The 26056-nt window shown below is 69.9% G+C and carries 28 protein-coding genes; 7 read left to right on the top strand and 21 right to left on the bottom strand.

Annotation, left to right across the window (positions count from 1 at the left end):
- Positions 1–742, bottom strand: a 742-nt coding sequence (locus AB0J52_RS03185) for an MFS transporter (protein WP_500179906.1), incomplete at its 3' end; no start/stop codon positions are given.
- Between the two features lie 86 nt (positions 743–828).
- Here AB0J52_RS03185 and AB0J52_RS03180 point away from each other — a divergent pair.
- Together AB0J52_RS03180 and AB0J52_RS03175 are read left to right on the top strand one after the other, a co-directional pair.
- Positions 829–1548 carry a TetR/AcrR family transcriptional regulator gene (locus AB0J52_RS03180; RefSeq protein ID WP_500179905.1) on the top strand — a complete coding sequence of 240 codons (720 nt, stop codon included), beginning with the start codon at positions 829–831 and terminating at the stop codon, positions 1546–1548.
- 43 nt (positions 1549–1591) lie between these two features.
- On the top strand, positions 1592–2248 hold the full coding sequence (locus AB0J52_RS03175; protein ID WP_500179904.1) for a maleylpyruvate isomerase N-terminal domain-containing protein: 657 nt from the start codon (positions 1592–1594) through the stop codon (positions 2246–2248).
- A gap of 30 nt (positions 2249–2278) precedes the next feature.
- Here the strand turns inward: AB0J52_RS03175 and AB0J52_RS03170 are convergent, their stop codons facing one another.
- The 7 genes from AB0J52_RS03170 to AB0J52_RS03140 all read right to left on the bottom strand — a co-directional run bounded on the left by AB0J52_RS03170 (position 2279) and on the right by AB0J52_RS03140 (position 4696).
- Positions 2279–2830 carry a PH domain-containing protein gene (locus AB0J52_RS03170; protein WP_500179903.1) on the bottom strand — a complete coding sequence of 184 codons (552 nt, stop codon included), beginning with the start codon at positions 2828–2830 and terminating at the stop codon, positions 2279–2281.
- A 138-nt stretch (positions 2831–2968) separates the two neighbouring features.
- Positions 2969–3160 carry a DUF397 domain-containing protein gene (locus tag AB0J52_RS03165; protein WP_500179902.1) on the bottom strand — a complete coding sequence of 64 codons (192 nt, stop codon included), beginning with the start codon at positions 3158–3160 and terminating at the stop codon, positions 2969–2971.
- A complete protein-coding gene (locus AB0J52_RS03160; protein ID WP_500179901.1) occupies positions 3153–3344 on the bottom strand; it encodes a DUF397 domain-containing protein in 192 nt (63 codons plus the stop codon). Before AB0J52_RS03160 ends, AB0J52_RS03165 begins: the two co-directional genes overlap by 8 nt.
- Entirely contained in the window at positions 3341–3529 is a 189-nt protein-coding gene (locus tag AB0J52_RS03155) for a DUF397 domain-containing protein (protein ID WP_500179900.1), read from the bottom strand. Before AB0J52_RS03155 ends, AB0J52_RS03160 begins: the two co-directional genes overlap by 4 nt.
- On the bottom strand, positions 3522–3710 hold the full coding sequence (locus tag AB0J52_RS03150; protein WP_500179899.1) for a DUF397 domain-containing protein: 189 nt from the start codon (positions 3708–3710) through the stop codon (positions 3522–3524). The genes AB0J52_RS03155 and AB0J52_RS03150 overlap by 8 nt, the downstream gene beginning before the upstream one ends.
- Positions 3703–3888: a DUF397 domain-containing protein gene (locus AB0J52_RS03145; RefSeq protein ID WP_500179898.1), complete on the bottom strand. Its 186-nt coding sequence runs from the start codon at positions 3886–3888 to the stop codon at positions 3703–3705. The genes AB0J52_RS03150 and AB0J52_RS03145 overlap by 8 nt, the downstream gene beginning before the upstream one ends.
- On the bottom strand, positions 3881–4696 hold the full coding sequence (locus AB0J52_RS03140) for a helix-turn-helix domain-containing protein (RefSeq protein ID WP_500179897.1): 816 nt from the start codon (positions 4694–4696) through the stop codon (positions 3881–3883). Before AB0J52_RS03140 ends, AB0J52_RS03145 begins: the two co-directional genes overlap by 8 nt.
- Before the next feature lie 115 nt (positions 4697–4811).
- Here AB0J52_RS03140 and AB0J52_RS03135 point away from each other — a divergent pair, with 115 nt between their 5' ends.
- Positions 4812–5306: an ATP-binding protein gene (locus AB0J52_RS03135; protein WP_500179896.1), complete on the top strand. Its 495-nt coding sequence runs from the start codon at positions 4812–4814 to the stop codon at positions 5304–5306.
- Here AB0J52_RS03135 and AB0J52_RS03130 read toward each other — a convergent pair.
- Positions 5260–6117 carry a helix-turn-helix transcriptional regulator gene (locus tag AB0J52_RS03130; RefSeq protein WP_500179895.1) on the bottom strand — a complete coding sequence of 286 codons (858 nt, stop codon included), beginning with the start codon at positions 6115–6117 and terminating at the stop codon, positions 5260–5262. The two genes, AB0J52_RS03135 and AB0J52_RS03130, sit on opposite strands and share 47 nt — an antisense overlap.
- A 103-nt stretch (positions 6118–6220) precedes the next feature.
- On the opposite strand from AB0J52_RS03130, the gene AB0J52_RS03125 reads away from it, so the two are divergent.
- Positions 6221–6952, top strand: coding sequence for an SDR family oxidoreductase (locus AB0J52_RS03125; RefSeq protein ID WP_500179894.1), 732 nt, complete (start codon positions 6221–6223; stop codon positions 6950–6952).
- Between the two features lie 30 nt (positions 6953–6982).
- Here the strand turns inward: AB0J52_RS03125 and AB0J52_RS03120 are convergent, their stop codons facing one another.
- From AB0J52_RS03120 to AB0J52_RS03110, 3 genes are all read right to left on the bottom strand, one after another.
- Positions 6983–7630 carry a TetR/AcrR family transcriptional regulator gene (locus AB0J52_RS03120; protein ID WP_500179893.1) on the bottom strand — a complete coding sequence of 216 codons (648 nt, stop codon included), beginning with the start codon at positions 7628–7630 and terminating at the stop codon, positions 6983–6985.
- Between the two features lie 77 nt (positions 7631–7707).
- The gene (locus AB0J52_RS03115; protein ID WP_500179892.1) at positions 7708–8931 is read right to left on the bottom strand and encodes a cytochrome P450; all 1224 of its coding nucleotides are present in this window, start codon (positions 8929–8931) and stop codon (positions 7708–7710) included.
- Between the two features lie 220 nt (positions 8932–9151).
- Complete coding sequence (locus AB0J52_RS03110) at positions 9152–10039, bottom strand: alpha/beta fold hydrolase (protein WP_500179891.1); 888 nt, start codon at positions 10037–10039, stop codon at positions 9152–9154.
- Positions 10040–10216: 177 nt separating this feature from the next.
- Here AB0J52_RS03110 and AB0J52_RS03105 point away from each other — a divergent pair, with 177 nt between their 5' ends.
- Positions 10217–11590, top strand: coding sequence for an aspartate aminotransferase family protein (locus tag AB0J52_RS03105; RefSeq protein WP_500179890.1), 1374 nt, complete (start codon positions 10217–10219; stop codon positions 11588–11590).
- Positions 11591–11635: 45 nt separating this feature from the next.
- Here the strand turns inward: AB0J52_RS03105 and AB0J52_RS03100 are convergent, their stop codons facing one another.
- Positions 11636–13189 carry a GMC family oxidoreductase gene (locus tag AB0J52_RS03100; protein WP_500179889.1) on the bottom strand — a complete coding sequence of 518 codons (1554 nt, stop codon included), beginning with the start codon at positions 13187–13189 and terminating at the stop codon, positions 11636–11638.
- A gap of 159 nt (positions 13190–13348) precedes the next feature.
- Between AB0J52_RS03100 and AB0J52_RS03095 the strand changes: the two genes are divergently transcribed.
- Positions 13349–14086, top strand: a complete 738-nt coding sequence (locus tag AB0J52_RS03095; RefSeq protein WP_500179888.1) for a hypothetical protein — start codon at positions 13349–13351, stop codon at positions 14084–14086.
- A gap of 138 nt (positions 14087–14224) precedes the next feature.
- Here AB0J52_RS03095 and AB0J52_RS03090 read toward each other — a convergent pair whose 3' ends face one another.
- The 4 genes from AB0J52_RS03090 to AB0J52_RS03075 all read right to left on the bottom strand — a co-directional run bounded on the left by AB0J52_RS03090 (position 14225) and on the right by AB0J52_RS03075 (position 19267).
- Complete coding sequence (locus tag AB0J52_RS03090; protein WP_500179887.1) at positions 14225–15490, bottom strand: class I SAM-dependent methyltransferase; 1266 nt, start codon at positions 15488–15490, stop codon at positions 14225–14227.
- 97 nt (positions 15491–15587) lie between these two features.
- A complete protein-coding gene (locus AB0J52_RS03085) occupies positions 15588–16955 on the bottom strand; it encodes an FAD-binding oxidoreductase (RefSeq protein WP_500179886.1) in 1368 nt (455 codons plus the stop codon).
- A 343-nt stretch (positions 16956–17298) separates the two neighbouring features.
- Complete coding sequence (locus AB0J52_RS03080; protein WP_500179885.1) at positions 17299–17817, bottom strand: DUF1707 and DUF4870 domain-containing protein; 519 nt, start codon at positions 17815–17817, stop codon at positions 17299–17301.
- A 799-nt stretch (positions 17818–18616) separates the two neighbouring features.
- Complete coding sequence (locus tag AB0J52_RS03075) at positions 18617–19267, bottom strand: polysaccharide deacetylase family protein (RefSeq protein WP_500179884.1); 651 nt, start codon at positions 19265–19267, stop codon at positions 18617–18619.
- Between the two features lie 330 nt (positions 19268–19597).
- On the opposite strand from AB0J52_RS03075, the gene AB0J52_RS03070 reads away from it, so the two are divergent.
- Positions 19598–19972 carry a hypothetical protein gene (locus tag AB0J52_RS03070; RefSeq protein WP_500179883.1) on the top strand — a complete coding sequence of 125 codons (375 nt, stop codon included), beginning with the start codon at positions 19598–19600 and terminating at the stop codon, positions 19970–19972.
- A 279-nt stretch (positions 19973–20251) separates the two neighbouring features.
- Here AB0J52_RS03070 and AB0J52_RS03065 read toward each other — a convergent pair whose 3' ends face one another.
- From AB0J52_RS03065 to AB0J52_RS03050, 4 genes are all read right to left on the bottom strand, one after another.
- On the bottom strand, positions 20252–20689 hold the full coding sequence (locus tag AB0J52_RS03065; RefSeq protein WP_500179882.1) for an Rv3235 family protein: 438 nt from the start codon (positions 20687–20689) through the stop codon (positions 20252–20254).
- Positions 20690–21738: 1049 nt separating this feature from the next.
- On the bottom strand, positions 21739–23118 hold the full coding sequence (locus AB0J52_RS03060; RefSeq protein ID WP_500179881.1) for a phospholipase D-like domain-containing protein: 1380 nt from the start codon (positions 23116–23118) through the stop codon (positions 21739–21741).
- A 313-nt stretch (positions 23119–23431) separates the two neighbouring features.
- Positions 23432–24529: a DUF4192 domain-containing protein gene (locus AB0J52_RS03055; protein ID WP_500179880.1), complete on the bottom strand. Its 1098-nt coding sequence runs from the start codon at positions 24527–24529 to the stop codon at positions 23432–23434.
- A gap of 72 nt (positions 24530–24601) precedes the next feature.
- Positions 24602–26056: sulfatase family protein (locus AB0J52_RS03050; protein WP_500179879.1), on the bottom strand; the 1455-nt coding region annotated here is incomplete at its 5' end.

Here is a 26056-nt window from a genome sequence, read left to right as displayed (position 1 = left end):
CGCGGGTGCGCGACTCCACGACCAGCAGCACCGCGAGCAGGACGGCGCCGGCCGCCAGCGCGCCGAGGCCGCGCACCGAGACCCATCCGGCGCCCGAGCCGCTGGCCAGCCCGAACACCAGCAGCGCCGAGCCCGCGGTCGCGAGCAGCGCACCCGGCACGTCGAACGAACCGGGCGTGCGGGCGGGGTCGGCGGGCAGCAGCCGCGGCGCGGCCAGGGCGCAGCCGAGCGCCAGCGGGACGTTCACATAGAACACCCACTCCCAGCCCAGGTAGTTGGTGAGCACGCCGCCGAGCAGCGACCCGGCGGCGAGGCCCGCGCAGCCCGCCATGCCCCACGCGCCGAGCGCCCGGTTCCGCTCGGGTCCCTCGGCGAAGCCCCGGTAGATGAGCGTGAGCGTCGCCGGGGTCAGCAGCGCTCCGCCGACCCCCTGGACGGCGCGGGCCGCGATGAGCATTCCCGCCTCGGTGGCCAGCCCGCCCGCGAGCGACGCCACGCCGTACAGCGCCAGGCCGGTCATGAACATGCGGCGTGGTCCGAGGCGGTCCACGGCCCGCCCGCCGAAGAGCAGCAGGCCGCCGAGCCCGACCGCGTAGGCGCTCACCACCCACTGCACGGACGACGGCCCGAAGCCGAGCGCGCTGCCGATGTCGGGCAGCGCGACGTACACGATGTTGTAGTCCAAAGCCACGATGAGCTGCGTCAACGCCAGCAGCCCCAGGCGTAGTCGATGCTGTTCCACTCGTCACCCTACATGCCGTTGATTTACTACACGCCGTTCAGAAAGCGGCACGGCGTACAGTAGCCCAACGCTGTAGAGTGTCAAGGGTGAGCGACGAGCCGACCACGCCGACGAACCGCCGCGCCCGGCTGCGGGCGCAGACCACCGACGAGATCAAGGAGGTCGCGCTCAAGCTCATGGCCGAGGGCGGTCCGGACGCCATCTCGCTGCGCGCCATCGCCCGCGAGATGGGCATGACGGCGGGCGCGATCTACAGCTACTTCCGCACCCGCGACGACCTGGTCACGACGCTGATCGGGGATGTCTACTCGGCGCTCGTGCTGGCCGCCGAGGCCGCCCGCGACGCCGTCCCGGAGTCCGATCCGGGCGGCCGGATCCTGGCGTGGGCGCAGGCCATGCGCGAGTGGGCGATCGCCAACCCGCCGGGCTTCCGCCTGATCTACGGCGATCCCGTCCCGGGCTACCAGGAGCCCGCCGACAGCCCAGGCAAGGCCGCCGAACTGCGCGCCTGCACGGCGTTGACCGACCTCGTCGCCGCCGCCTGGCCGACCGCCGCGCCCCTCCAGAAGGACGGCCGCGCCTACGCCTGGGACGACTTCGACCCCGGCCTCGTCGCCCACGTCCGCGAGGACTTCCCCGACCTGCCACCGGAAGCGCTCGCGCTCACCCTGCGCGTCTGGGGCCGCATGCACGGCCTGGTGTCCCTGGAGATCTACGGCCACCTCCGGCCGCTGATCCACGACCCGGCGACCGTCCACCACGACGAGATGCGCGCGCTCGTCGCCTCCCTGGGGCTGACCGCCTGACCCGTGCTTGTCGGCGCCGCCGGGCGGGGCTAGCGTGCGGCGGATGGATCACTTCTCGCGTGCCTGGACGGCATTGCTGGCAGCGGTCGCCGAGACCCCCGACGAGCACTTCGAGCGTCCGTCCGGATGCGCCGGATGGTCGGTCCGCGACCTGGCCTGCCACCTGGTCATCGACGCGCAGGACGTCCTGATCACGCTGGTCACGCCCGCCGCCACCGAGCCGACCGCCGACGCGGCGACGTACTGGGACCTCCAGGACGAACCCCCGACCGGCGACGACCCTCTCGACGCGCTGATCCCCCGCCTCGCCGCCGCGTACGGCGAACCGCGCTGGCTCAAGTTCCACCTGGACGACGTCGGCGGCGCCGCCGGACGCGCCGCCACCCTCGCCGACCCGTCCGCCCGCGTCAGCACGCAGGACAAGGTGCTGACCGTCGCCGACTACCTGTCGGCCTACGTCCTGGAGTGGACGCTGCACCACCTGGACCTGATCGCGGACTTCCCGGACGCCGCCGAACCCCCGTCCGAGCCGATGGCCGCCGCCCGCGCCCTCCTAGAACGCGTCGCCGGAGCGCCTTTCCCCGCGTCCCTCTCCGACAAGGACGCCCTGCTCGTCGGCACCGGCCGCCGCACCCCGACCGACGCGGAGAGGACCGCGCTGGCCGGCTTCCCGGCCAGGCTCCCCCTCATCCTCGGCTGATCGCGGGAGGACGCCGGACGGCCCGGCCCGTCAGCCCCGCTGGACGTGTCGCCGGAGGTCGTCCCTGATCCGGCGCAGCTCGTCCTCGGGGCTCGGGCTCTCGGTCAGATCGTCGCTGGTCAGGCCAGGCAGCAGGACGCTCTTGCCCGATGTCAGTCGGGCCCTGAGCCGGTAGACCTTCCGGCCGCGCTCCGAAGTCTTCTTCATGGTGATGTCGTTGATCTCCGACCAGGCGAACGTGCGCTCCCGCCCGAGGTTGTACGTGTGCAGCCCGGCCGCGTCCACCCGCGTGCGCGCTGCCGGGAACCTGAAGAGGAGCAGCCCGGCCACGCCGAGCACGCCCATGAGGAGGCAGAAGGCCAGCAGCCACGCGTAAGCGGTGTGCCGCTCACCGGGGACCTCGGTGTATCTGGACGGCCGCGGCCCGGTCGCCCAGTCGAGGTAGTCGCTCCAGCCGATCCCGAAGACGACGACGCAGGCAGCCGCGATCCCGCCGAGGGCGAACACGCCGGAGATGATCAGCAGCGGAACGCGCCCAGCGGTCTCGTACTCCACGACCACGTCGTCCACGCTCTCGGGCATCACGCCACACCCCGACCTTTCGCCCTACATCACTCATGATCGTAGAACGCCCGCCTGGGGACCTGACATGCCCCGCCCGGTCACTAACACCAAAGGAGTGCGCCCCCACAGGGACGCACTCCTTGACGGCCGTACCACTCAGCCGATGTCCACCGGCCGGATCCGCTCGAACAACTCGGCAAGCCAGACCCGCGACACCATCAGATGCCCCGCACCGGGATCCTTGCTGTCACGAACCCCGACCGCACCGAACACGGGGGCCAGTTCCACGCACTCGCCCTGCTCGGTCCAGCTGTAACTCGACTTACGCCAACGAGCCTGGTCATTCATCCGACTGTCCTCCTACTTCTCGGAGAAGGTCAGCAAGCACGGACCGAGACAGGACCAGATGCCCCTGCTCCGGAAACTTGCTGTCGCGGACACCAATGGCGCTGCTCAGATTGGCCAGCTCGACACAGGTGCTCTGCTCCGTGCCGCTGTGGCTCGACTTGCGCCAGGGAGCTTCGTCAGTCATCCGACAGCCCCTCCTACTCGGCGGAGCAGGTCAGCAAGCGCGGAACGCGAGAGGACCAGGTGCCCCCTTTCGGCAGCCTTGCTGTCACGGATGCCGACGACACCGACCAGATCGGCGAGTTCGACGCAGTCCCCCTGTTCGGGACCGCTGGCCTTGGACTTACGCCACGCGACCTTCTCAGTCATCGGTCACCTCCGTGACGCGCATGAAGAGTTCGGCGAGCGCAGACTTCGGCAGGCTGAGGTAACCCGCTTCGGGGGCTTTGCTGTCGCGAAGGCCAACACCACTGGTCAGATCAGCCAGCTCGACGCAGTCGCCCTGCTCGGTGCCGCTGTAGCTCGCCTTACGCCAGGGCCGCTCATTCATGGGGCGACTTGCCCAGGCTCCCAAGAAGTTCGGCAAGCGCCGAGCGGGACAGAGTGAGGTGTCCCATTTCCGGAGCCTTGCTGTCACGAAGACCCACGACATCGACCAGATCAGCGAGTTCAACGCACTCGCTCTGCTCAGTGCCGCTGTAGCTCGATTTGCGCCAGACGTTAGCCACTGATCGCCTCCATGATCCGACGGATGAGCTCCAGCGACGGGCCCTCGGCGAGAGCGACGGCGCTGATGCGCTCGTACCTCACCACATAGCTCATCACGTCCTCGGGGGAAGACACCAGACGTCCGGTCCCAGGAGCGTCCGTATAGGCAACTTCTCCGAAGTCGGTTCCTGTGAGCAGTTGGAAGGAACCCGCCAGCCCGGCGAACGCCCCGACCACGCGGGGCACCACGCGGATCACCACGTTCTGGAGTTCCGCCATCTTCAGGAGGTGCGCGAGCTGGGCACGCAGCACATCGGGTCCTCCGACCGGCCATTCGAGGGCGTTCTGAGTAAGGATCGCCGTCAGATGCGGGGCTCCCTTACGCTCAAGAACGCCCTGCCGCTGCATCCGGTCGATGACCACCTGCTCCGGCTCGGGGTCAATGCCAGCCGTGGCCAACGCGCGTGCGTAGTCCTCCGTCTGGAGCAGGCCATTGACGACGAGCGCGCCGTAGGACCGGACGATGCTGGATTTCTGCTCCAGCTCGACATACTGGGCGAACCACTGCGGGTCGTGGCCGATGGACGCGTACCAGACGAGCAGCGTGAACAGCCCTCCGGTGTGCGCCGCCTTGTCGATGAGCTGGGCCTGGGTTCCGCTCAGGCGCTCGTGACCGTTCTCGATCCGAGAAACCGTCGCCTTGCTGCCCTTCATGATCCGGCCGAGTTCCTCGCCGGTCATGCCGTGCGCGATGCGCCAGATCCTCAGGTACCACGCGATGAAGTTCCACATGTTGGTCTTCGGATTGGGCGAGGGGTTGGCGGCCATGTCACGTCCTCCCAGTTCCCGGGGGTTTCGAATCCAGACCGTACCTGCGACATCACCGTCCGTCAGGAGAACTCTGTGTTTGACGGCACAGGTTTCCGGAAGGCGGGTGGCGAGGGTGGTCGACCAGGTGAGGGACGGGCGGGCGATGTTCCGGCGGGCGTTGTTCGTCAACGCGGACGCGTCCGACACGGCACGGCTGCTGACCAGGCAGACCCTGGAGAGCTGGGGGCTGGCCCGGCTGCGGGACGACGCCGAGACGATCGTGGGCGAGTTCGTCGCGAACGTGGCGGCCGTCCAGGCTCCGGGATCGCTGTTCGGGATGCGCCTGGTCCTCGAATGGCCGCACGTCATCATCGAGGTGCACGACCACTCGCCGCGCGAGCCGCGCTGGCCCGCCCCCGGTCAGGAGCTCGATCTCCTCGCCGAGTCGGGGCGCGGCCTGTTCATGGTGCGCGCGCTCGCCACGGGGTACGGCCACCGCTTCATCGTGGACGGCGTCAAGATCGTGTGGGCGACGCTGTCCGCGTCCGTCCCTCCCGCGATGGGAACGGACGGGAAACCGGTCACGGCAGTTGAGACGACTCCGCCCCGAGTTTCTGAGTACCGATGACGCGCAGCAACTTCAACGACTCGTGCGACTGGGTGCCCGGGGTCGCCGTATAGAGGATGACCTTCTGGTCCTTCTCCGGGACGACCAGTACGTCGCAGTGCAACTCCATGGACCCGACGACCGGATGCACCATCGTCTTCTTCGTGTTCCGCCGGATCTCCACATCGTGTTCAGCCCACACGCGGCGGAACAGCGCACTGCCTTCCGTCAGCTCTTGAAGAAGCGCTTTGATGCCCGGGTCGTTCGGGTAGCGGCCGCGGGCGGCGCGGAGGTCGGCGACCGAGGCCTGGGCGAACCGGTAGTACTCGTCGCCCTCGGTGAGCTGCTCGGACTCCCTGACCAGGAAGAACCAGCGCAGCGGGTTGCGGTCGCGGGGCGGCAGCGCGGAGAAGTCGGTGACGAGCGCGGCGGCCATCGCGTTCCAGGCGAGGACGTTGTAGGCGGCGTCCAGCACGTAGGCGGGCGTGTCGTCCAGGCGTTCCAGCAGGTGGACGATGCCGGGCGGGACGTCCTGCGGCGGCCCCTGCGGAGGGGCCGGGGCCTCGCCCGCCAGATGGAACAGGTGCGTGCGCTCGTCCTCGCTCAGCCGGAGGGCGCGGGCCAGCGCCGCGAGGATCTGCCGGGACGGGTTGGGCCCGCGCGCCTGCTCCAGCCGGATGTAGTAGTCCACCGACATGTCCGCGAGCCGCGCGACCTCCTCGCGGCGCAGGCCGGGCGTGCGGCGGCGCGTGCCGGACGGCAGCCCGACGTCCTCCGGGCTGATCCGGGCGCGGCGGGTGCGTAGGAACTGTGCGAGCTCGGCCTTCTCCACCCGTCCATTCTCGGTGGGTTTCGCAGGTCGTGGGTGGTACCGCTGATCCCAGCTTTGTGCGGTCTCTCCACCTGCCGGGAGGGCCGCGACCAGAGTGGACGGCATGAGCGAGAAGCGCATCGCCCTCATCACGGGGGCCAACAAGGGAATCGGGTTCGAGACGGCGCGGATGCTGGGCCGTGAGGGGATGACCGTCCTCGTCGGGGCGCGGTCGCCGGAGCGCGGAGAGAAGGCCGCGGCGGAACTTGCCGGCGAGGGCCTCGACGCCCCGTTCGTCCGGCTGGACGTGACCGACGACGAGACCGTCCAGGCCGCCGCGCGGTGGATAGAGGACGAGTTCGGGCGGCTCGACGTCCTCGTCAACAACGCCGGGATCGCCCCGCCGGAGGCGAGCGTCGCGCCGAGCGAGCTGTCCGTCGCGGCGTTGCGCGCGACCTACGAGACCAACGTGTTCGGCGTCGTGGCCGTCACGAACGCGATGCTGCCGCTGCTGCGCCGCGCCGACGCCGCGCGCGTCGTGAACGTGTCGAGCGAGCTGGGCTCGATGGCCCTGCTCAGCGATCCGGACAGCGCCTACTACGCCTTCAACCTGCTGGCCTACAACTCGTCCAAGACCGCCCTGAACGGCATCACCCTGGCGTACGCGAAGGAGCTGGACGGTACCGGGATCAAGGTGAACGCGGCGACCCCGGGCTACACGGCCACCGACCTGAACGCGCACACCGGCTTCCAGACGGTCGAGCAGGGCGCGGGGTACGTCGTGCCGCTCGCGCTGCTGCCGGGCGACGGCCCGACCGGCGGCTTCTTCCAGGGGACCGAGCCCTTCCCCTGGTGACGCCCGCCCGCCGGTGCGCGCCGGAGCCGGTCAGAGGCCGATGAGCATGAACGTCAGGTCGGCGACGGCCCACGCCTGCCACGCCTCGTGCGTCCACTTCCGCTCGCCGACCAGCAGGTGGTAGGTCTCGGGCGACAGGATCGCGTGGGCGACGTCGGCCGCCGTCTCCGGGGTGAGCTCCTCGCGCAGCGGCGTCTTCCCGGCCAGGGCGCAGGCGAAGGCGAGCTGGACGGTCAGCCGCTGCCGCCCGTTGGTCTCCCACAGTTCGCCCACGTCGGGATCGGTGGACGCGGCGGCCCGGACCACTTCGAGCAGCGGCGCGGCCCGCAGGTACATGTCGCCGACTCCGGCTACCTGGCGGTGGATCGGCCCGCGGGGGTGGGGGTCGGCGAGCGCCTCCAGCGCCCACTCGCGCTCCAGTGCCGGGACGGGCAGGGGGTCCCCGGCGACGGCGAGGTCGAGCGCCGCCGCGAGGACGGCCTGCTTCGTCCCGAACGCCTCCTGGACGGCCTGCTCGCTCACCCCGGCCCCGGCCGCGATCACGGCCAGGTCGGCGGAGCCGTAGCCGACGGTGGTGAACAGGCCGGTCGCGGCCTCGACGACGCGGGCGCGGACCTCCTGCGCGCGGGCCGCCTGGCCGTCGGTTCCGGCGGGGCGCTGCTGCGTTTCGTGCATCATCGAATCGACCATAGCGGAACTACGGAAACCCCCTCAGAGCGCGGCGCGGTCGCACAGACCTCCCCACTTGAGGACGGTCAAAACGCGCACTCCAGGTGTTTGATGCCGTTGATGAAGTTGGACGACAGTCGCTCGGGCTGTGCGGTGGCCCGGATGCCGGGCACCCGCCGGAACAGCTCGCGGAACATCACGGTGATCTCCTGCCGGGCCAGGTGCGCGCCGAGGCAGAAGTGCGGGCCCGGCGCGCCGAACCCCAGGTGCGGGTTCGGGGCGCGGGTGATGTCGAACGTGTCGGGGTCGTCGAAGACGCTCTCGTCGCGGTTGGCCGAGCAGTAGTACATCAGGACCTTGTCGCCGTCCTTGAAGTGCTGTCCGCCCAGGTCGTAGTCGCGCGTGACCGTCCGGCGCATGAACGACACCGGGCTCGCGTACCGGACGATCTCCTCGACGGCCGTCGGGGCGTGCCGTTCGAAGTCCGACGTCCAGAGCTCCCGCTGGTCCGGGTGCCGGGTGAGCAGGTCGAGGCCGTGCGCGATCGCGTTCCGGGTCGTCTCGTTGCCCGCGACGATCAGCAGGATGAAGAACGAGCCGATCTCCTTGTCGGTGAGCGACTCGCCCTCGACGTTCGCCTGGATGAGCACGGAGGTCAGGTCGTCCTGGGGGTTCTCGGCGCGCTCGGCGGCCAGGTCGTAGACCATCTGGCGCAGCTCCTCGCCCGCCGCGATCACGCTCGGCCCGACCTCGGCGAGGTCGGGGATGTACTCCGGGTCCAACGAGCCGATGATCAGGTTGGACAGCTCGAAGACGCGGTCGTGCCGGTCCGGCGGGACGCCCATCAGGTCGCAGATGATCTTCAGTGGCAGCCGTCCGGCGACCTCGGTGACGAAGTCGCCGCCGCCCTTGGCCCGGAAGTCCTCGATGATGCGGACGGCCGCGGCGTCGATCGCGTCACCGATGCGCGCGACGACCCGGGCGGTGAAGGCGCGCGAGACGATCCGGCGCAGCCGGGCGTGCCGCGGGTCGTCCATGGTGATCATGGAGCCGAAGTACTCCATGAACTCCGGCGGCGGGTCGAGCGTCCCGGCGATCGTCCCCCGGGAGGAGCAGAACACCTCCGGGCGGCGGCTCGCCTCCATCACGTCCGCGTGCCGGACCAGGGCGTAGTGGCCGTCGCCGCGCTGGAAGCCGAACGCCTCCATGCCGGGCATCTCCCCCTCGGGGAACAGGACCGGCCGGTCCAGCCGCCGGAGCGCGGCGAACGCGGCCGCGCGCTCCTCCAGGGGCCGCGCCCAGAAGGGCATCTCCCCGAGGCTGAGTCCCGCCAGGCCCACGTCCTCCGGACGCACACTCCTCGCATCACCGCCCCGAGGGCCGGTACTCGCCCAGTTGGATTCCGTCGCTGGGTTGATGTTCGCTGGGCCGTCGCCGGCCGGGTGGACGTCGTCCGGGCTGACCATGGTCACCGCCTCCCGCGCGTTCCCCCCATGGTGACAAAGCAAGCGCTTGTGTCAACCATCGCGCTCAGCGGACGGCGATCCAGTCGAGGACGCGGCGGTTCACCTCGTCCGGACGCTCCAGGTGAAGGAAGTGCCCGGCGTCCGGGACGACCTCGGCGCTCGACCCCGGCGGGAGCTGCGCCAGGAGCGCGGCGCGGTCGCCGAACACGGCGTCCACGCCCAGGCATCCGTCCGCCGCCCCGTGCAGGTACAGCGTCGGGCGCTTCCCCGGGCGCGACGCCGCGTCCTGCTCGGCGGCGTAGCGCGGCTGGTGACCGGACGAGTCGAGCATCGCGCGGTAGTAGCCGATCGCGGCTTCCATGTGGGCCGGGGTCGCCATGCACCGCATGAAGCGCGCGGCATCCTCGTCCCCGGCATAGCCGGGCGACCAGTCGGCCCAGAGTCCGGCGACGAAGTCGTCGGTCATCGCCATCGCGGCCAGCGGCGTCTGCATGAGGAAGATGTAGAACGACCGCTTGAGCTGCTCGTAGGCGAAGAACGCCTGGAGCATCGCACCCATCGGCGGGACGGCCAGCGTGACGACGCGCCGCCAGCGGTCCGGGGCGGAGGCCGTCGCGGCGTAGGCGGCCATCGCGCCCCAGTCATGCCCGATCAGGACGGCGTCGTCCTCGCCGCCGAACACCTCGTGCAGCGCGTTGGCGTCGGCGGCGAGCGCGCCCAGTTGGTACACGCCGTCCTCCGGGAGGGCGGTCGGCGCGTACCCGCGCATGAACGGCGCGACCGCGCGGTATCCGGCGGCGGCCAACGCGGGCACGAGGTGCCGCCAGGTGTGCGCGGAGTCGGGGAAACCGTGCAGGCAGAGGGCGAGCGGCCCGGACGCGGGCCCCGCCGTCAGGTAGCCGAACTCCAGGCCGTTCGCCTCGACCACGCCCGCCGACCGGCCGTCCGCCATGGGAACCTCCGAAGCGCTCGCTTGGCACGGGAGCCTACCGAACCGTGAGAAGACTCACGAGATGTACGGATCTCGTTTTCGCAGCACGTGTTTACATCGGAATCCGCACATGGTTAGCATCGAGACAACTGGATCACTCGCAGAGAGCGAGGATCTTCGGCTTTGCGAGGAAGAGTGATGACACACCCGTCCGAGTCGCTTCAGTCGGCCGCCCGCGACCACCTGTGGATGCACTTCGCCCGGCACGCCCCGGTGGCGGACGGGGCCGAGGTCCCGATGATCGTCCGAGGCGAGGGCGCGTACGTCTTCGACGACCGCGGCCGCCGCTACCTGGACGGCCTGGCCGGGCTGTTCACCGTCCAGGCCGGGCACGGCCGCGAGGAGCTCGCCCAGGCCGCCGCCAAGCAGGCCGCCGAGCTGGCGTACTTCCCCATCTGGTCCTACGCCCACCCGAAGGCCGTCGAGCTCGCCGCGCGCCTCGCCGACCTCGCGCCCGGCGACCTCAACCGCGTCTTCTTCACCACCGGCGGCGGCGAGGCGGTGGAGAGCGCCTGGAAGCTCGCCAAGCACTACTTCAAGCTGGTCGGCAAGCCCGGCAAGCACAAGGTGATCAGCCGCGCCGTCGCTTACCACGGCACCCCGCACGGCGCGCTGTCGCTGACCGGCCTGCCCGGCATCAAGGCCCCCTACGAGCCGCTCGTGCCGTCCGGGTTCCGGGTGCCGAACACCAACATCTACCGCGCGTCCGCGCACGCGGACGACCCCGAGGCGTTCGGCCGGTGGGCCGCCGACCGGATCGAGGAGGCCATCGAGTTCGAGGGCCCCGACACCGTCGCCGCCGTCTTCCTGGAGCCGGTGCAGAACGCCGGAGGCTGCTTCCCGCCGCCGCCCGGCTACTTCCAGCGCGTCCGCGAGATCTGCGACAAGCACGACGTGCTGCTCGTGTCGGACGAGGTGATCTGCGCGTTCGGACGGCTCGGCACCATGTTCGGCTCGCAGAAGTTCGGCTTCGTGCCGGACATCGTCACCTTCGCCAAGGGCCTGACCTCCGGCTACTCCCCGCTCGGCGGCATGCTCGTGTCGGATCGCCTGTACGAGCCGTTCGCCCGGGGGACGAACATGTTCGCGCACGGCTACACCTTCGGCGGCCACCCGGTGTCGTCGGCCGTCGCGCTCGCCAACCTCGACCTGTTCGAGCGCGAGGACCTGCTCGGCCACGTCTCCCGCAACGAGGCCGCGTTCCGGGCCACCCTGGAGAAGCTGCTCGACCTGCCGATCGTCGGCGACGTCCGCGGCGACGGCTACTTCTACGGGATCGAGCTGGTCAAGGACAAGGCCACCCGGGAGACCTTCGACGGCGACGAGGCCGAGCGGCTGCTGCGCGGCTTCCTCGACAAGGCCCTGTTCGAGAACGGCCTGTACTGCCGCGCCGACGACCGCGGCGACCCGGTCGTCCAGCTCGCGCCGCCGCTGATCAGCGACCAGGCCCAGTTCGACGAGATGGAGCAGATCCTGCGGGCCGTCCTGACGGAGGCCTGGTCCAAGCTGTAGACCGCGGGTTCCGGGAGGGCGGGGCCGCGCGGCCCCGCCCTTCGCTTACGCCCGGCGGATGAGGTCGGCGGCGTACTCGCCGACCATCACGGCCGGCGCGTGGGTGTGCCCCCGGATGATCTCCGGAAAGACCGACGCGTCCGCCACCCGCAGCCCCTCGACACCGCGGACGCGCAGCTCGGGATCCACGACGGAGTCCTCGTCGGCGCCCATCCGGCAGGTGCCGGTCGGGTGGAACAGCGTCTCGGCGTGCGCCCGGACGTACGCCTCCAGCGCCGCGTCGTCGTCGCCGTCCCGGAGCGGAGCCATCGGACGCGTCGCGTACCGCGACAAGGGCGGGGTGTCGAGCAGCTTCTCCGCCATCCGCAGGCCCTGGACCAGGCGCGGCAGGTCGCCGGGCGCGGACAGGTACGCCGGGTCGATCAGCGGCGCGTCGGACGGGTCGTCCGAGGCCAGCGAGACCCGGCCGGACGACTCGGGCCGCAGCAGGACGGTCCCCAGCGTCACGCCGTGCTCGGTCGGCTCGACCAGCCCCGCGCCGATGAGCGGGACGGGCCCGAACACCAGCTCCAGGTCGGGCGCGGGCTGCGCCGGGCCGCTGCGGGCGTACACCACGCCCTCCCCCACGTTCGAGGTGAACGGCCCGCGCCGCAGCAGCAGGTAGCGCGCGACGTCGGCGCGGCCGCCCGCGCCGACCAGCGTGACCGGTTCGGGGCAGTGCCGCAGCAGCATGATCGCCAGATGGTCCTGGAGGTGGCGGCCCACCGCGGGCCGCTCGGCGACCGGCTCGATGCCGTGTTCGCGCAGGTGGTCGGGGTCGCCGACGCCGGAGAGCAGCAGCAGGTGCGGCGAGCCGACCGCGCCCGCGCTGAGCACGACCTCCCGCCGGGCGGTCACCCGCACCCCGTTGACCAGCGCCACCCCGACGGCCCGGCCGTCCTCGATCAGCACGCGCCTGACGTGCGCGTGCGTCATGACGTGCAGGTTCCGGCGCCACCGGGCCGGCCGCAGGTACGCGTCGGCGGTCGACCAGCGGCGGCCCCGGCGCTGGCTCACCGGGACGATCGAGTAGCCCTCGTACTCCGGGCCGTTGAGCTCGGTGAGCCGGGTCAGCCCGGCCGCCTCGCAGCTTCGCAGGAAGGCGAGGGTCGTGACGTTGGGGTCGCGTAATTCGGAGACCGTGAGCGGGCCGTCCGTCCCGTACACCCCGCCCTCGTTGCTGCCGACCCTGCCCTCGGCGCGGCGGAAGTACGGCAGGACGTCGTCATAGGTCCAGCCCGGCACGTCCCAGCCGTCGTAGTCGGCGCGGGTGCCGCGCACCCACATCATGGCGTTCATCGAGGACGAGCCGCCGAGCATCCGGCCGCGCGGCCAGTAGATCTCCCGGCCGTCCAGTTCTCGTTGCCGGGCCGTCCGAAAATCCCAGTCCAGCGGGGTCTTGAAGAGCCTGGTGAAGGCGGCGGGGATGTGGACCTCCTGCTTCCGGTCCGTGCCTCCGGCCTCCAGCAGCGCGACCTGGACCGAGGAATTCTCGGACAGGCGGGCGGCCAGGGCGGCTCCGGCGGATCCCGCGCCGACGATGACGTAGTCGTAGTCCACACCTTTTAAATATCACGAGCGGGCTCTGTTGACTGGAGGTTATTGATTTCGGTCCCTCCGTTGCGCCGTTGTGGTACAGGCCACGGTTGGCGGCCCGAACCGCGCACGCGAGGATCACGTCTGGACATAGCACCCCATTTCGGCGAGAGGACCTTGCAGATGGCACGCCGCGCGTTCGCATCCGCCGCCGTCGCCCTGACAGCGGCCCTGACCCTGACCGGCTGCCTCGGCGACACGGCGGCCGACTCCCGCTCGGACCCGGCCCCGCCACCCTCCGCCTCGCCCGCGCCCTCCAGCCCGTCCGCCTCCGGCCTCCCGTCCGACTCCTCCTCGCCCGGCTCCTCGTCACCCGCCCCCGCGACGGCCCCGACCCCGGCCGGCTGGAAGACCATCGGCGGCCCGGAGAACCAACTCGCCCTGGCCGTCCCGCCGGAATGGACGCCCATCTCGCTCACCTCCGGCGACCTGGAGGACGGGCTCGCCCGGCTCGGCCTCAAGGACGCCGACCAGGCCACCCTCAAGCAGGGCCTCGCCGGCCTCCAGGCGCGCCACGCCATCTACGCGATCGACTCCAAGTCGGCCACCGACGGCTACGCCACCAACGTCAACGGGCTGTGCCAGAGCACCGGCGGGATCACCCCGGAGGCCCTCAAGTCCGCCATCAAGACCGCCCTCACCCGCGGCGGCGCGACCGACGTGACCACCACCGACATGCCGATGGCCGGGCAGCAGGGCGTCCGCGCCGACTACCGGCTGCGCACCGCCACCGGCGACCTGCAGGGCCGCCAGTACGAGGTCATCGGCTCCGACCGGCTCTGCGTCGTCACCGTCACCGCCCGCGCCGGCCGCCTGCCGAGCGAGGCCGACGCCATCGCGTCCACCCTCCGCTTCACGTAGGCGCTCTCGTCGGCTCCCCCGTCCGAACCACTCCCGCGACAGGACGAAGCCCGGCGCGCGTTCGACCCGCGCGCCGGGCTTCGATCCATCACAACCTCACGTCAGGTGCCCGCTCCGGGCCTCGGGCACCCGGACCGGTCAGGAACCCCAGTCGGGACGCAGCGGCATGTGCGCCGCGCCGGCCTCGTCCAGCTTGACGCCGAGCGTCTGGTGCAGCTGGATCCAGTTCTGCTCGAAACCGACGACGCAGCCCGCCATGTAGACGCGCCACACCCGGGCCGTGCCCTCGCCGACCTCGGCGACGGCCTCGTCCCAGTGCTCGTCGAGGTTGCGGCACCAGCCCGTGAGGGTCCGCGCGTAGTGCTCGCGCAGGTTCTCCTGGTGCCGGATCTCGAAGCCCGCGTCGTTCATCTGCTGCTGGATGTAGCCGGGACCCTCCAGCTCACCGTCCGGGAAGACGTAGCGGTTGATGAACCCGTCCTGCTTCATCGTGGGCGCCATGTTGTCCGGCCGCGTGATGGTGTGGTTCAGCATCCGGCCGTACGGCTTGAGCTTGGAGTAGAGGAACCCGAAGTACGACGGCAGGTTGTCCTTGCCGATGTGCTCGGTCAGGCCGATGGAGCTCACCGCGTCGAACCCGGTCTCGGTCACGTCGCGGTAGTCCAGGTGCCGGACCTCGGCCAGGTCGGACAGGCCGCGCTCGGCGATCGCCTTCTGCGCCCACTCCGCCTGCTCCTTGGACAGCGTGACGCCGAGCGCCTTGACGCCGTACTCCTTGGCCGCGTGCATGACCATGCCGCCCCAGCCGCAGCCCACGTCCAGCAACCGCATGCCGGGCTTCAGGCCGAGCTTCTTGGCGACCAGGTCGTGCTTGTGGAACTGCGCCTCCTCGAGCGTCGCCGTCTCCGTCGGGTAACACGCGCACGTGTACGCCATGGACGGCCCGAGCACCCATTCGTAGAACGTGTTGGACACGTCGTAGTGGTGCGAGATGGCCTTGGCGTCCCGCTTCTTGGAGTGCCGCAGCCACGAGGGCACACGGCTGAACGGCGCCTCCTGCGGCGGCGGGTCGAGACGCCGCGACACGGCGGCGCGGAGCAGCGGATCCCGCAGCACCTCGCGCAGCAGCGTCACCTTGTCCCGGGCGGTGATGTCGCCCAGGACGCGCTGCAGCGTCGACAGCGTCTCGTACATGTCCCCGTGCACGTCGAGATGGCCGCTGATGTAAGCGCGAGCGAGCCCCAGCGACCCCGGCGCGTGCAGCATGTGCGACAGCGCGTATGGCGAGGTCACCTCGATCCGGATGTCGGATCCGGGGCGTCCCGCGCGCGACCCGTCGTAGGCGACGAACTCCACTGGCGCGTCAGGCCCGATGAGGTTTTCGAAGACCCTGGCCAGCGTCATTTGTGATCCCTCCTGTCTGTTCGCCCCGCCCGGCGGGACGACGGCGTCACTCACCACCGGCCCCGGGCGCGGGGCCTCCCCCCGATACCGCGGACGATCAGCGTCCGCGCACGCACTTGTCGTAGAGATCCAGCAGCCTGGCGTCCGGGTCGTAGGTCCCCTTCAACCGCCGGTAGGTCTGCCCGTCGTAGTGCTTCCAGAACTCGTCCCGGCTGTAAAAAGCCGTCGAATAGAGGGACTTGTGTCCGTCAAGCCCCGCCACCTCGCGCTCGATCAGCCGGTTGTGGTACTCCGGGATCTGGCCGGGCGGAATCCGGACCGTCCCCCAGAACCCGGCGTTGACGTAGCCGCGGCCCGCCTCCAGCGGGTACAGCGGCCAGTTCTCGCGGGCCTTGAGCGGGCACAGCCACACCGGCTTCATCCCGATCTTCGCGTGGAAGAAGTCGAGGAACGCCGGGAGGTTCTCGACCGGCACCTCGATGTCCTGGATGACGTCCTCGCGCGGCCGCTTGCCGCTCCACCGGTCGACGCGCGCGACGAACTGGTAGCGGCGGTCGTAGGCGACGAGCTTGCGGTACACGTCCGACCGCTTGTACTTGTCCGGCCACAGCCGCCGGACGGTGGGGTTCTGCACGCCGAACGCGCCCGAGCACCAGAACCAGTCGGTGTCCCAGCGCCAGATGTAGTCGCGGACCGTCAGGAAGTCGACCGACCGCTCCTGGATGCTCCGGTAGTAGATCCGCTGCCCGGTGTAGTCCGAGACGTAGGGGGCCTCGTCGGAGAAGAAGCCGAGCGTGATGTACTGCTCGGCCCCCGAGAAGACGGTGCCGTCCATGAAGTCGACGGTCTCGCCCTCGTACTCGCCCGAGTCGGTGATCTCCGCCATCACGCGGGCGAGCTCCTCGGCGGTGTCGAACCGCAGGTGCCGCAGCCGGACGTACGGCTTCACCGGGATGAGGTCGATCTCGATGCGGAGCGAGTAGCCGAGCGTCCCGTAGGAGTTGGGGAAGCCGTAGAACAGCTCCGAGTGCTCGTTGTCGCGGGTCGCGGTGACGATCTCGCCGCCACCGGTGAGGATCTCCAGCTCCCGGACGGCCTCGTGCGGCAGTCCCAGCCGGAACGAGGTCGACTCGATGCCGAGCCCGGTCACCGCGCCGCCGAGCGTGATCGTCTTGAGCTGCGGGACGACCGTGGGCATCAGGCCGTGCGGCAGGGTCGCGTCCACCAGGTCCTCGTAGGTGGTCATGCCCTGGACCTGCGCCGTCCGGTTCTCCGGGTCGACGCTCAGCACCTTGTCGAAGCCCGACACGTCGAGGCCGGGGCCCGCCGCCGGGTCCCGCCAGCGGAACAGGTTCGAGGTCTTCTTCGCCAGCCTGATGGGCGTCCCCTTGGGGATCGCGTCGTAGGACCGACGCAGCGCCTCGACCGCGCGCCGATGATCGTCGTTGACCGCAAGCTCCGTCATCTGCCCCTCCCGCACACAGTAAACAGATCATCCCATGTATGTGCCACACAATTTTGGCGAGAGGGTAGTCACAGGCCCGGACGGGAATAAACCACCCGTTCCGGACACCCGGCAGCCCGCGTTCCCGCAGGCGGCGGCACCGGCGACACGACCCTCTCACCCGTCGTGGACGATCGTTCCACTCGTGGCCGGGACAGGCCAACGACCACCCGGACGACCCCCGAGTTCGGGGCGCGGGCGGTCGGGGCGGCGAGGGACGTGGGCGTGGGGCATGAAGGACGGGGAGGGTGTGGGCGGCCCGCATCCAGGCGTGGCGCGGCCCGTCGTTCGGCGACGGCGCGCTCTACTTGACGAGGCGCAGGATGAACGGGGTGCGGAACGGCTGGCCGGTGAGCGCGAACAGCGCCGCGACCGCCGCGACGATCCACGTCACCGCGTAGAGAAGGCCGCCGATCCCGAAGGTCACGATCGTCACCAGCAGGACCGTCAACTGGAAGTTCACCGCCTCCACCGCGTGCTCCCGCACGTACCGCGACCGCTTCCCCGCCGTCAGCATCATGATCATCGGGCCGAGGAACAGGGTGAAGTACCCCAGGCCGTGCGCGACCGCCGCGAGCATCCGCTCCTCGGACGTGGACGGGCCCGCGGCCGACGCCGGCGCATGTCCCGCCTTCGGCACGGGGTGAAGGTCGAGCAGGACCGTGTCCAGGTCCCGCCGGGTCTTCGCCGTCATGGCCAGATGGGTCCGCATGTCGAACTCATCGTGGTCGAGCCGCCCCTCGGCGTAGGCCTCCTGGAGCCGCTCGACGACCTGCTCTCGCTCCGCGTTCGAAACCCTCAGATCCGCATACCCGCTGTCCATGTCCCCATCCTGCGCCTCCCGTCCGGTCAACCGCCATCAGGGAAGTCCCTGACCCACCCCTGAGAAGGCCCCCTCCTCCGGACCACCACCCCTCCCCCGCCCGGCCGTCACCGCCGCGTCCGACCGGAGGTCTCGCGGCTCTTTCCAGGCCGCCGACGCCGTGTCGTGGACGCCTTCCGCGCCGTCCAGGACAACGACTCTCTGTCGGCTGCCGGACGCCGACCTGCATGGCCTACTCCTAAAAAGGGAGAGCAGCTTTCGGAGTAAAGCGATATCCGGTTCCCGAAAAGCGCGCTCTCAGCTTCCGAGCCGCGCGAACAAGCCGCCGCCCTAGTCACTCACGTCGAGCGGGAAATCCGTCGGCCTGACCAAGGCGCTGGTCAACGCGACCGAGCAGAACTTCGACATGAGAAACCGGCGCGGGTGAAGCGCATCAGCGCACGGATTATCCGTCCGCCGAACCGACTCCGTCTTCCCACCCACCCACTCATCCACCCGCAAACAAGAGCGGCGGTCCTCAGCCCGAGGTACGAGCTGAGGACCGCCGCTTCCGTCCGGAACCGGACATCACCACGCGGTGAACAACGCAGGGTTTATCCCTCACTGAGCGCCGCCACCGTGAGGCCCCTGCACCGGGCCGCCCACCTGGCCAACGTCCCCGAACCAATGCTTTGAGTGGGGGGTTCGATGTGCTTCGCCACTGGCGAGGGACGGGCTACGTCCGCAACCCGTCCCAGGCCGCGCGGGGGACGCGGGCGGCCGGCGCAGCGGCCCGGAGGGGCCTCACCGCGCCGTCCGGCTAACGCTTGGAGTACTTCTTCCCGGGGGTGAGGTGGTTGGCGAACAGCTCGGAGACCGTGACGAAGACGTATCCCTTCGCGGCCAGCCTGCTGAGGATCTTCGGGACGGCGTTGACCGTGGTCGGGTGGATGTCGTGCATGAGCACGATGTATCCCGGCCGCGCGTGGCCCACGACCCGGTTCTCGACGGTCTTGCTGTTGCGGTCGCGCCAGTCGAGGGGGTCGACCGCCCAGATGATCTGGGGCATCCCGAGCCGCTTGGTGACCGTGGCCACCCGCGAGTTGGTCGCCCCGTACGGCGGACGCATCAGCTTCGGCGTGAACCCGCTCGCCGCGTGGATCGCCTTCTGCGTCTTGGTGATCTCGCTCTTGATCCGCGTGCTGGACAGGCGCGAGAGGTCGGCGTGCGTGTAGCTGTGGTTGCCGACCTCGTGCCCGGCGGCGAGTTCCTTGCGCACCATGTCCGGATGCGCCTTGGCGTTCTGCCCGACCAGGAAGAACGTCGCCCGCACGTGGCGCGCGGCCAGGATCTTCAAGAGCTTGCCGGTCCCCGAGACCGGCCCGTCGTCGAACGTGAGCGCGATGCACTTCACCTTGCGGCAGTCGATCTTCCGGGGCGGCGCGGCCACCGGCCCACGCTGCGCGCTCATCAGCTGGACCTGATTCGCGACCGGCCGCGACGCCGCCAGGTCGACTCGTCCCGCCGCCATTCCCGGGGCGACCGAACTCGCCCACCCGCAGGCCGCCGCGACGGCCATCGCCGCCGCTCCCCGTCGGACCAACGCCTGCTGACCCATCATGACGCCTCCCGGCGTGCCCGTTGCATTGATCGTCGGAGTCCGTCAGTCTAGGCCGCACCCGACGGCCCCTGCCCGGGACGCGCCGAATGTCGGGGAACCGTTGTCGCCCCGGCGATCGTTGACGCCATAATCACCCCGGCGCTCGAGAAGACGAGCACCAGAGAACGGACGGGACAACCCATGAGATTCCGTGACCGTTTCGGAATCCGTAAAAACCGCGGAACAACGGTCGCCAAGCTGGACCGCGAGGCCACCGACGCCGACATCGAGGCATTGATCGCCTTCGCCCGCTCGCGCCAGGGCGTCGAGTTCTACGTCGAGCCGGAGACGTTCGCGACCGACACCACCGCCGTGGCCGTGGCCACCGACGGCGAATGGACCCGCCGCCGCGTGGGCTCCCCCAAGGTCATCGGCCGGGTCGCCCGCGATCTCGGCATGCCCATCTACGACGTCCAGATCGTCGGCTACCCGCCCCGCATGCGCGCGTGGAACGCACGCAACCGCGACCGCCGCATCGACCCCGGCACCCCCGGCGAAGCCGTCCGCCGTCCTTAACCTGTTTCAGTCCCGGCTGTGTTGATCGCAGTCCCGGCCCACTTCGCTCGCCCAAAGGCTCGCTACGTGACCGGGCCTGGCGAACGCGGCATCGCTCCGCGATCTGCCCGCTTCCGCTCGCCTCCGGCTTCGCTCCACCGGGCAGGTCACGCGTTCGCGCGCGGGGCTGAGGCCACTTCGAGCCAGGCCCTAGCCCGTCGTCCAACGTTTCCAAGCGCACGAGGCCAAACAACCCACTGGCCAGCCCAGTCCCCGCCGTCTGGTCACCGCGCCCCTTCACTACCGCCCGGTCGCAGAGAGCTTGGGCTTGGTGTGGGCGCGTGTCTTCTCTGACGTCGGCGAGCTTGCGTTAGCTGCCTTGTTGCCGAGCGCGGTGGTCTCGAGTTGGGTGCATCGCCATCGGCCGCGCCAGAGCTCCAGCCGGAGCGCGAGAGCGTGGACACGTCCCTTGAAGAGGACGACCGCTCCACCCTCGGCGGCATGCTCGCTCGGCTGCTGAACCCAGCACGACAGCACCTGCGGCACCGCGACCGGTCCCGTCGCGGCCACGCCCTGATGCCCGAGCACCACCTTCCCGGCCAGCGACTCCAGCAGCAGGTGAACGGCCCGGGCCGCCACCTGCCGCGCCCCCACTGCGGTCTCCTCGCCTCCAGGCAGGACCCGCAACGGCACCCGGCTCGGCTCTGCGACCACGTCCAGCGCCAGGTTCCCCACCATCGCGGAACCCGTACCGCCGCACCGAACGTCACGCCCGACCATGTCTGCCTCCCGCAAGAATCCGCTGATGTCTAAAGGAGGCGGCACCCCCCTTCCTTGATGCGTTGTGGCCGCCTACGGCCACTTCAGTAACGCCGACCCCCGAGTCCCCAACCTCAACGCGCGCCGATAAGCCCCCTCCGGACCGTCACATCACCCCCAGAAGCCCCGAACTGCGGCCAACGCGTCTCGGCCCGGCCCCCTCAGACCCCGCTGAGCCAAAGCTCGGGACCACTGCACCAAGCTCCTGAGACCCCGACCCACGTTTCCGAGCGCCGAAAAACAGCGCGCCGGGACCGCCCTTTAGCGGCACCGCCACACAGCAGCATCAGCCAGACCAGCGCGACCGTCAGCGCGGAACCCACGACGAAGTCGAACAACCGCTCACAGCGCCGTCCGAGCGCGCTCGCCTTAAAAACGCCCCAGCCACCGCGCCATCAGTGACAGCGCCAAGCCGGCCGGACGTACAACGCCAACCCCGTCCGCCGCCGGTCGCCCCGGCACCAACCACCGCGCACGCTTCCGCCGCGGCATCCACGACCGGGACGAACAACGCACTGGCACTTGCGCCACGCGTCTCCGCCCCGGACAGAGGGCGGCGCCTCCCGGACGGAGGGCGGCGTCCCCGCCCCGGACAGAGGGCGGCGTCCCCGCCCCGGACGGAAGGCGGCGTCCCCACCTCGGTCACGTCCCCGCGACCGGGACGATCCTGGGCATCACCCAGTCCGTAGGCCCTGGCGACCGTGGCTGCGAAACCCCGCGCGGCGATGGATGGATACTGCGCCCCCCCCAGGGAGTCTGGGACAGTCGCGTCGCGGCCGGGCGCCTGGCGCGGAGCCGGCGGAGCCGGGTACGGCCGGGCGCCTGGCGCGGAGCCGGGTATGGCTGACCGCGTTCTCGGGGGGATGCGCAGGAGCCCTGCCCCGGAGCGATCGCGGCGCGGAGTGGCGCCGCCCTCGTGTGCAACAAGGCTTACGGAGCGGGTGATCGTCCAGTCCAGATCAATCCTGTTAGTCGACCTCCTCGGTCGCGTCGTCCCCCGACCCGGAGGGCGGAGGCACCTTCGGCTTCCACTGCTCGCAGTAGTCGTGGAGCTTGTTGAAGCGCGTGGTGTACGCCGCGTACAGGCGAGGGTTTCTCAGGCGGAGGATGTTCTCGTCCTGCTGGCGCAGCGCCTGAGGAGTGAGGTTGTGGCTGCCGACGTAGAGGCCGGCCGACCTGCCCTGCCCGATCTGCATGAACTTCTCGTGCATCCACGCGATGTTGTTCACCGGCCCGCAGAACCTGACGCCGCCATCGATGTACGAGCTGTACGCGAGCTTGTTGACCGCCTCATAGATCCGCTCGCTGCTTCCGTCCGTGTAGGAGATGTCGCCGGTGAGCACCCGTACCGTGCAGCCGCGTTTGCCCGCCGCGATCAGTGCGTCCGCGACCGGTATCCGGGCGATCCTGACGTTCGCCACGTTGATGACGTCGTTGGTGGTCTTGGTGGAGCACTTCGCCGCCTTCAGATCGGCGACGACCGGATCGTTGGACGCGCTCGAGAAGGCCTTCCCGGTGGCCTCCTTCCGCGGAAACGTGTAGACCTGGTACTTCCCGCCGGACGGCTTGTACTCATGGCTCGACCCGTAGTCGTCGAGACGCCGATGCGACGTGGCGAGACGGTACATATCGTCGAAGTACCTGCTGTAGAACCTGTACAGGCCGGCGTCCTGCACCGTGATGACACTCTCGTACGAGGTCCACTCGTGGAGATTGGCCGATGCCACGTAGACGACATTCCGGGCCACGCCTCGCCCCGAGACCTCGACCTTGTCGATCGTCATGAACTTGTTGTGCATACGCGAGTAGTTCGAGCCGACCTTGCGGTTGGCGGCACATCCCCGGTCGGATATGTAACGACCGCTCTGCTTGGGAAAACCACCCGTGGCGTCCTTCACCCGCTCACCGCAGGTCCGCACGTCCAACTTGATCTTCGCTGCGCCGGGACGGGGCTCGAACGCCGCCGTCAGCGCCTCGTAGTGCTCCATGCCGATCTCGCTGCCGTTGATGACGATCCGCACCTTGACGCCACGAGCCCGAGCCTTCTTGAGAGCGTCGACGATCTTGCTTTGGGAGAAGTAGTACAGCGGGAGCCGGATCTGCGCGCCACGCGGCGCGGCGTCGATGAGAGCCTTCGCGTGGGCGGAGATCTCGGTGTTGTTGTCTTCGGTGAACTTCGCGAAGTTGTCCACCTCACTTCGGTCGATGGCCACCGGCACGTTGGGAGGGTCGGCCAGCGCCGAACTGGCCGGGACTTCGAACGCCGCGGCCAGCAACGACGCCGCGACCGCCGTCGCCGCGGCAGTCCGAACGAACCCGCGGACCCGAACCAATGACGTAACACCCATGGGCTACTCCAACAGCTGGGATGACATCCATAAGATCTTCAGTCATCAAAATGACCATGGCAATGTGCTGACCAACTCCGGACTGCAGGCGCTGAATGCCTCGCCCGTTCGGAGCCGGGCCAGGGTGATTTCAAGCCGCCCATGGGTGAGGGGCAATGTTCGCCCTGGTCATATGGGACGCCGAGGATGTCAAGCAAAGGCGTTGGACGTGTCGTGGGACATCTCGCGGCGGGCGGCGTGAGCTTGAACCGTCCCGGGGCCGATGGAGCACCGCGGTGGCGAGTTCGAAGTGGTGGGGACGGACGGCCGGAGATTAAGGGGACGGGGACGGAGTGGATGAGGGCGGGGGTGGCGGGGACGGCTTCGGCGGGGACTCCTCGGGTGACGGGAGCGGGATTTTGCGGGCGTCGTAGAGGGCGGTCAGTTCCTCGGGGGTGATTTTCAGGCGGGCCTTCTTGGGCGGCACGCCAAGGGCGATGATCGCGCGGATCAGGGCGGCCATGGAGTAGTCGGGGTCGGCCTCTTCCGCCCGGTCCAGGGCCACGTTGGCGAGGCCGCCGTCGCCCGTCGTGTAGGCGAGGAAGGCCAGGAGGGACGCGGGGGCCGCGGCATGGCGCGGGTCGGTCCTGCTCAAGATGGCGCGCCAGAGGGCGAGATCTCGTGGAGGGTCGTCCTGGGTGAGGCGCACCCAGACCTCGTCGCGGACCCGGAGGTCGGTCATGAGGACGGTCAGCATGGCGGCGTCGGCGGTCGTGGGCGGGCTTTCGGAGGCGCGGAGGGCATGCAGCAGGTCGATGGCCTCCTTGCACTTCCGGGCTGTGAGGGCCTCGGAGGTCGGTTCCTCGGTGGCCCACCGGTGGACGCGGGCTTCGGCCTGGAGCGTGGCCCGCCGCACCGCCGCCTGGGTCTTACCGGTCGGGGGTGCTACCGACCGGCACAGGTCGTCCCGGTCCGGGAGAGCGGCGTGGCCCGCGTAGGCGGCGTTCGCGGCGAGTTCGGTGGTGGACGTGTCGAAGGGACGCCCCTCAGGCGGGCAGCACTGATCCAGGCAGGTGAGGGACCACCAGCGGCCGCCCGAGACGCGCATGGCCTCCGCGATGCGGACGCCGGCGGACGCCAGGGCCTCCCAGACGGCGGACGCGGCGGCGGTCACGGGCGCGGACGGGCCGTAGCCGACGATGAGCGCGCTGCGGAAGTGGTTGCGTGCGACCACGGTCGCGATCTGGTCGGCCATCGCGGGGACGCGGGACGGGTCGGGCGGTAAGTCGACGCGGACGGCGCACGTGTTCTCAGGACCGTCGAAGCCGAGCACGACAAGGCTGTCCACCGGATGGAAGCCCAGCAGGAACGGGACGGCGGCAATGGCGTCGTCGGGAGTCCGGATCACCAGGCGGGTCGTTTCGTTGCTCATACTCCGACCTTGGCCGACCGCGACCGCCCTTCTCCAACCAGCACCCGAACTGTGGATAACCGGCGGCACCCATCACCCGCGATCCGCAATTCTGCAGGTCCCCCCCTTGCACTCGCGAAATCGCGTCAGCCAGGAGGACAGTCGGCGAACGTGATCCGGCGGCGCTTCCGCGATTTCGTTGTGAAGCTCGTGCGGGTCAGCAGCGAGGTCGAAGAGTTGGCGTTCTCCGGTCGCGTATTCGACGTATGTCTCGCCCTCGGTGCGCAGTGCGGCGTAGGACGGCGGGAGCGGGCAGGTCCGTACGTGGGTGGGCGAAGCGTCGCAGTCGGGCCCCTCGGGGTGGGTGGTCGGGCGTCCGGCGAAGAACTCGACCAGAAGCGCCTTTCGCCAGTCGGCCGGATGGCGGCCCGCCAGAAAGGTTGCCAGCGAACGTCCCTCCGCGCACGAGGGCATGGCGGCCCCGGCGAGGTCGGTGAAGGTCGGCGCGAGGTCTACCGTTCCGGCGAGCGCGTCCGTGCTCGTGCCCGGACGAATTCCCGGGCCGCGCACTATGGCCGGAACCCGGATGTCCTCCTCATACGGCGTCGTCTTCCCCGGCCAAAGCCGATGCTGCCCCAAGTGGAAGCCATTGTCCGAGGTGAAGAACAGATAGGTGTCGTTCAGGTGCCCGGTGTCGCGGAGAGTGCGTTCCAGAGCGCCGACCATGTCGTCCACGGACAGCATCGAACGGAGGCGGTCACGGTAGGTGCGGTCATCACGACGGATCGCGGCCTCGTCCAATACGCGCCTTTGGCTCAGCCATCGCGGTAGAGGGCCGCTGCCGAGGCGGTCGAAGGACGGGGTTCGAGGGGCCTTCGCTCCGGGGAACGCCGACGCATGGCGTGGCGCGAATGTGGCCGGTAGATGCGGAGCGACAGGGGCGAGATAAAGAAAGAACGGCCTGTCTCGCGGTGCCGTCCGAATGAAAGACGTGCCCTTGCCTGCGAGGACGTCGTCCAGATGGCCATGCCGGTAGGCGTTGACGCGTCCGTTCTCGACGAGACGGAAGTCGCTCTGCTCGTACATGTGGTGAGGCGTGGGGACGTGCCAGTCGTCCCAGCCAGGAGGCACAAGGCCCTTACGAGCGGTCCCCGGGTAGCCGTTCAGGTATTTGCCGATGAGCGACGTCCGGTAACCGGCCGCGTGCATCCACGTGCCGAGGGTTTGGCGGTCTTCGCCCTTGGCATGGAAACGCTCGAACCCACCGTCCGGCGGATTGTTGCTGCGGACGTCGTGGCTGTGCACGTACTGCGAGCGGAGAATCGTCGCCCTGGACGGGCAGCACCAGGAATCCGAGACGATGAAGTTCCGAAACGTCAGGCCCTCCCGGGCCAGCTTCGCGAGATTGGGGAATCTGCCCATGTCCCCGGCGTCCAGGTCATCCGCGAGGACGAAGACGATGTTCGGACGCCGTCCCCGCGCCCGCCCCACGCTGCTCGCACCCTCGGCGGCTCCCGCGCCGTGCGCACCCGGGCGTGCCGCCAAGCC

Origin of the sequence: Spirillospora sp. NPDC049652 (genome assembly GCF_040675125.1) — a bacterium.
Lineage (GTDB): Bacteria > Actinomycetota > Actinomycetes > Streptosporangiales > Streptosporangiaceae > Spirillospora.
The sequence above is the reverse complement of the archived record's forward strand: the minus strand, read 5'-3'. Positions and strand labels throughout refer to the sequence as shown.

Coding starts and splice junctions, on each gene's coding strand:
- AB0J52_RS03175 (WP_500179904.1), top strand. CDS start 1,592: ATGGATCACTTCTCGCGTGCCTGGACGGCATTGCTGGCAGCGGTCGCC.
- AB0J52_RS03170 (WP_500179903.1), bottom strand. CDS start 2,830: ATGCCCGAGAGCGTGGACGACGTGGTCGTGGAGTACGAGACCGCTGGG.
- AB0J52_RS03165 (WP_500179902.1), bottom strand. CDS start 3,160: ATGAATGACCAGGCTCGTTGGCGTAAGTCGAGTTACAGCTGGACCGAG.
- AB0J52_RS03160 (WP_500179901.1), bottom strand. CDS start 3,344: ATGACTGACGAAGCTCCCTGGCGCAAGTCGAGCCACAGCGGCACGGAG.
- AB0J52_RS03155 (WP_500179900.1), bottom strand. CDS start 3,529: ATGACTGAGAAGGTCGCGTGGCGTAAGTCCAAGGCCAGCGGTCCCGAA.
- AB0J52_RS03150 (WP_500179899.1), bottom strand. CDS start 3,710: ATGAATGAGCGGCCCTGGCGTAAGGCGAGCTACAGCGGCACCGAGCAG.
- AB0J52_RS03140 (WP_500179897.1), bottom strand. CDS start 4,696: ATGGCCGCCAACCCCTCGCCCAATCCGAAGACCAACATGTGGAACTTC.
- AB0J52_RS03125 (WP_500179894.1), top strand. CDS start 6,221: ATGAGCGAGAAGCGCATCGCCCTCATCACGGGGGCCAACAAGGGAATC.
- AB0J52_RS03120 (WP_500179893.1), bottom strand. CDS start 7,630: ATGATGCACGAAACGCAGCAGCGCCCCGCCGGAACCGACGGCCAGGCG.
- AB0J52_RS03115 (WP_500179892.1), bottom strand. CDS start 8,931: ATGCCCTTCTGGGCGCGGCCCCTGGAGGAGCGCGCGGCCGCGTTCGCC.
- AB0J52_RS03110 (WP_500179891.1), bottom strand. CDS start 10,039: ATGGCGGACGGCCGGTCGGCGGGCGTGGTCGAGGCGAACGGCCTGGAG.
- AB0J52_RS03105 (WP_500179890.1), top strand. CDS start 10,217: ATGACACACCCGTCCGAGTCGCTTCAGTCGGCCGCCCGCGACCACCTG.
- AB0J52_RS03095 (WP_500179888.1), top strand. CDS start 13,349: ATGGCACGCCGCGCGTTCGCATCCGCCGCCGTCGCCCTGACAGCGGCC.
- AB0J52_RS03090 (WP_500179887.1), bottom strand. CDS start 15,490: ATGACGCTGGCCAGGGTCTTCGAAAACCTCATCGGGCCTGACGCGCCA.
- AB0J52_RS03085 (WP_500179886.1), bottom strand. CDS start 16,955: ATGACGGAGCTTGCGGTCAACGACGATCATCGGCGCGCGGTCGAGGCG.
- AB0J52_RS03080 (WP_500179885.1), bottom strand. CDS start 17,817: ATGGACAGCGGGTATGCGGATCTGAGGGTTTCGAACGCGGAGCGAGAG.
- AB0J52_RS03075 (WP_500179884.1), bottom strand. CDS start 19,267: ATGAGCGCGCAGCGTGGGCCGGTGGCCGCGCCGCCCCGGAAGATCGAC.
- AB0J52_RS03070 (WP_500179883.1), top strand. CDS start 19,598: ATGAGATTCCGTGACCGTTTCGGAATCCGTAAAAACCGCGGAACAACG.
- AB0J52_RS03065 (WP_500179882.1), bottom strand. CDS start 20,689: ATGGTGGGGAACCTGGCGCTGGACGTGGTCGCAGAGCCGAGCCGGGTG.
- AB0J52_RS03060 (WP_500179881.1), bottom strand. CDS start 23,118: ATGGGTGTTACGTCATTGGTTCGGGTCCGCGGGTTCGTTCGGACTGCC.
- AB0J52_RS03055 (WP_500179880.1), bottom strand. CDS start 24,529: ATGAGCAACGAAACGACCCGCCTGGTGATCCGGACTCCCGACGACGCC.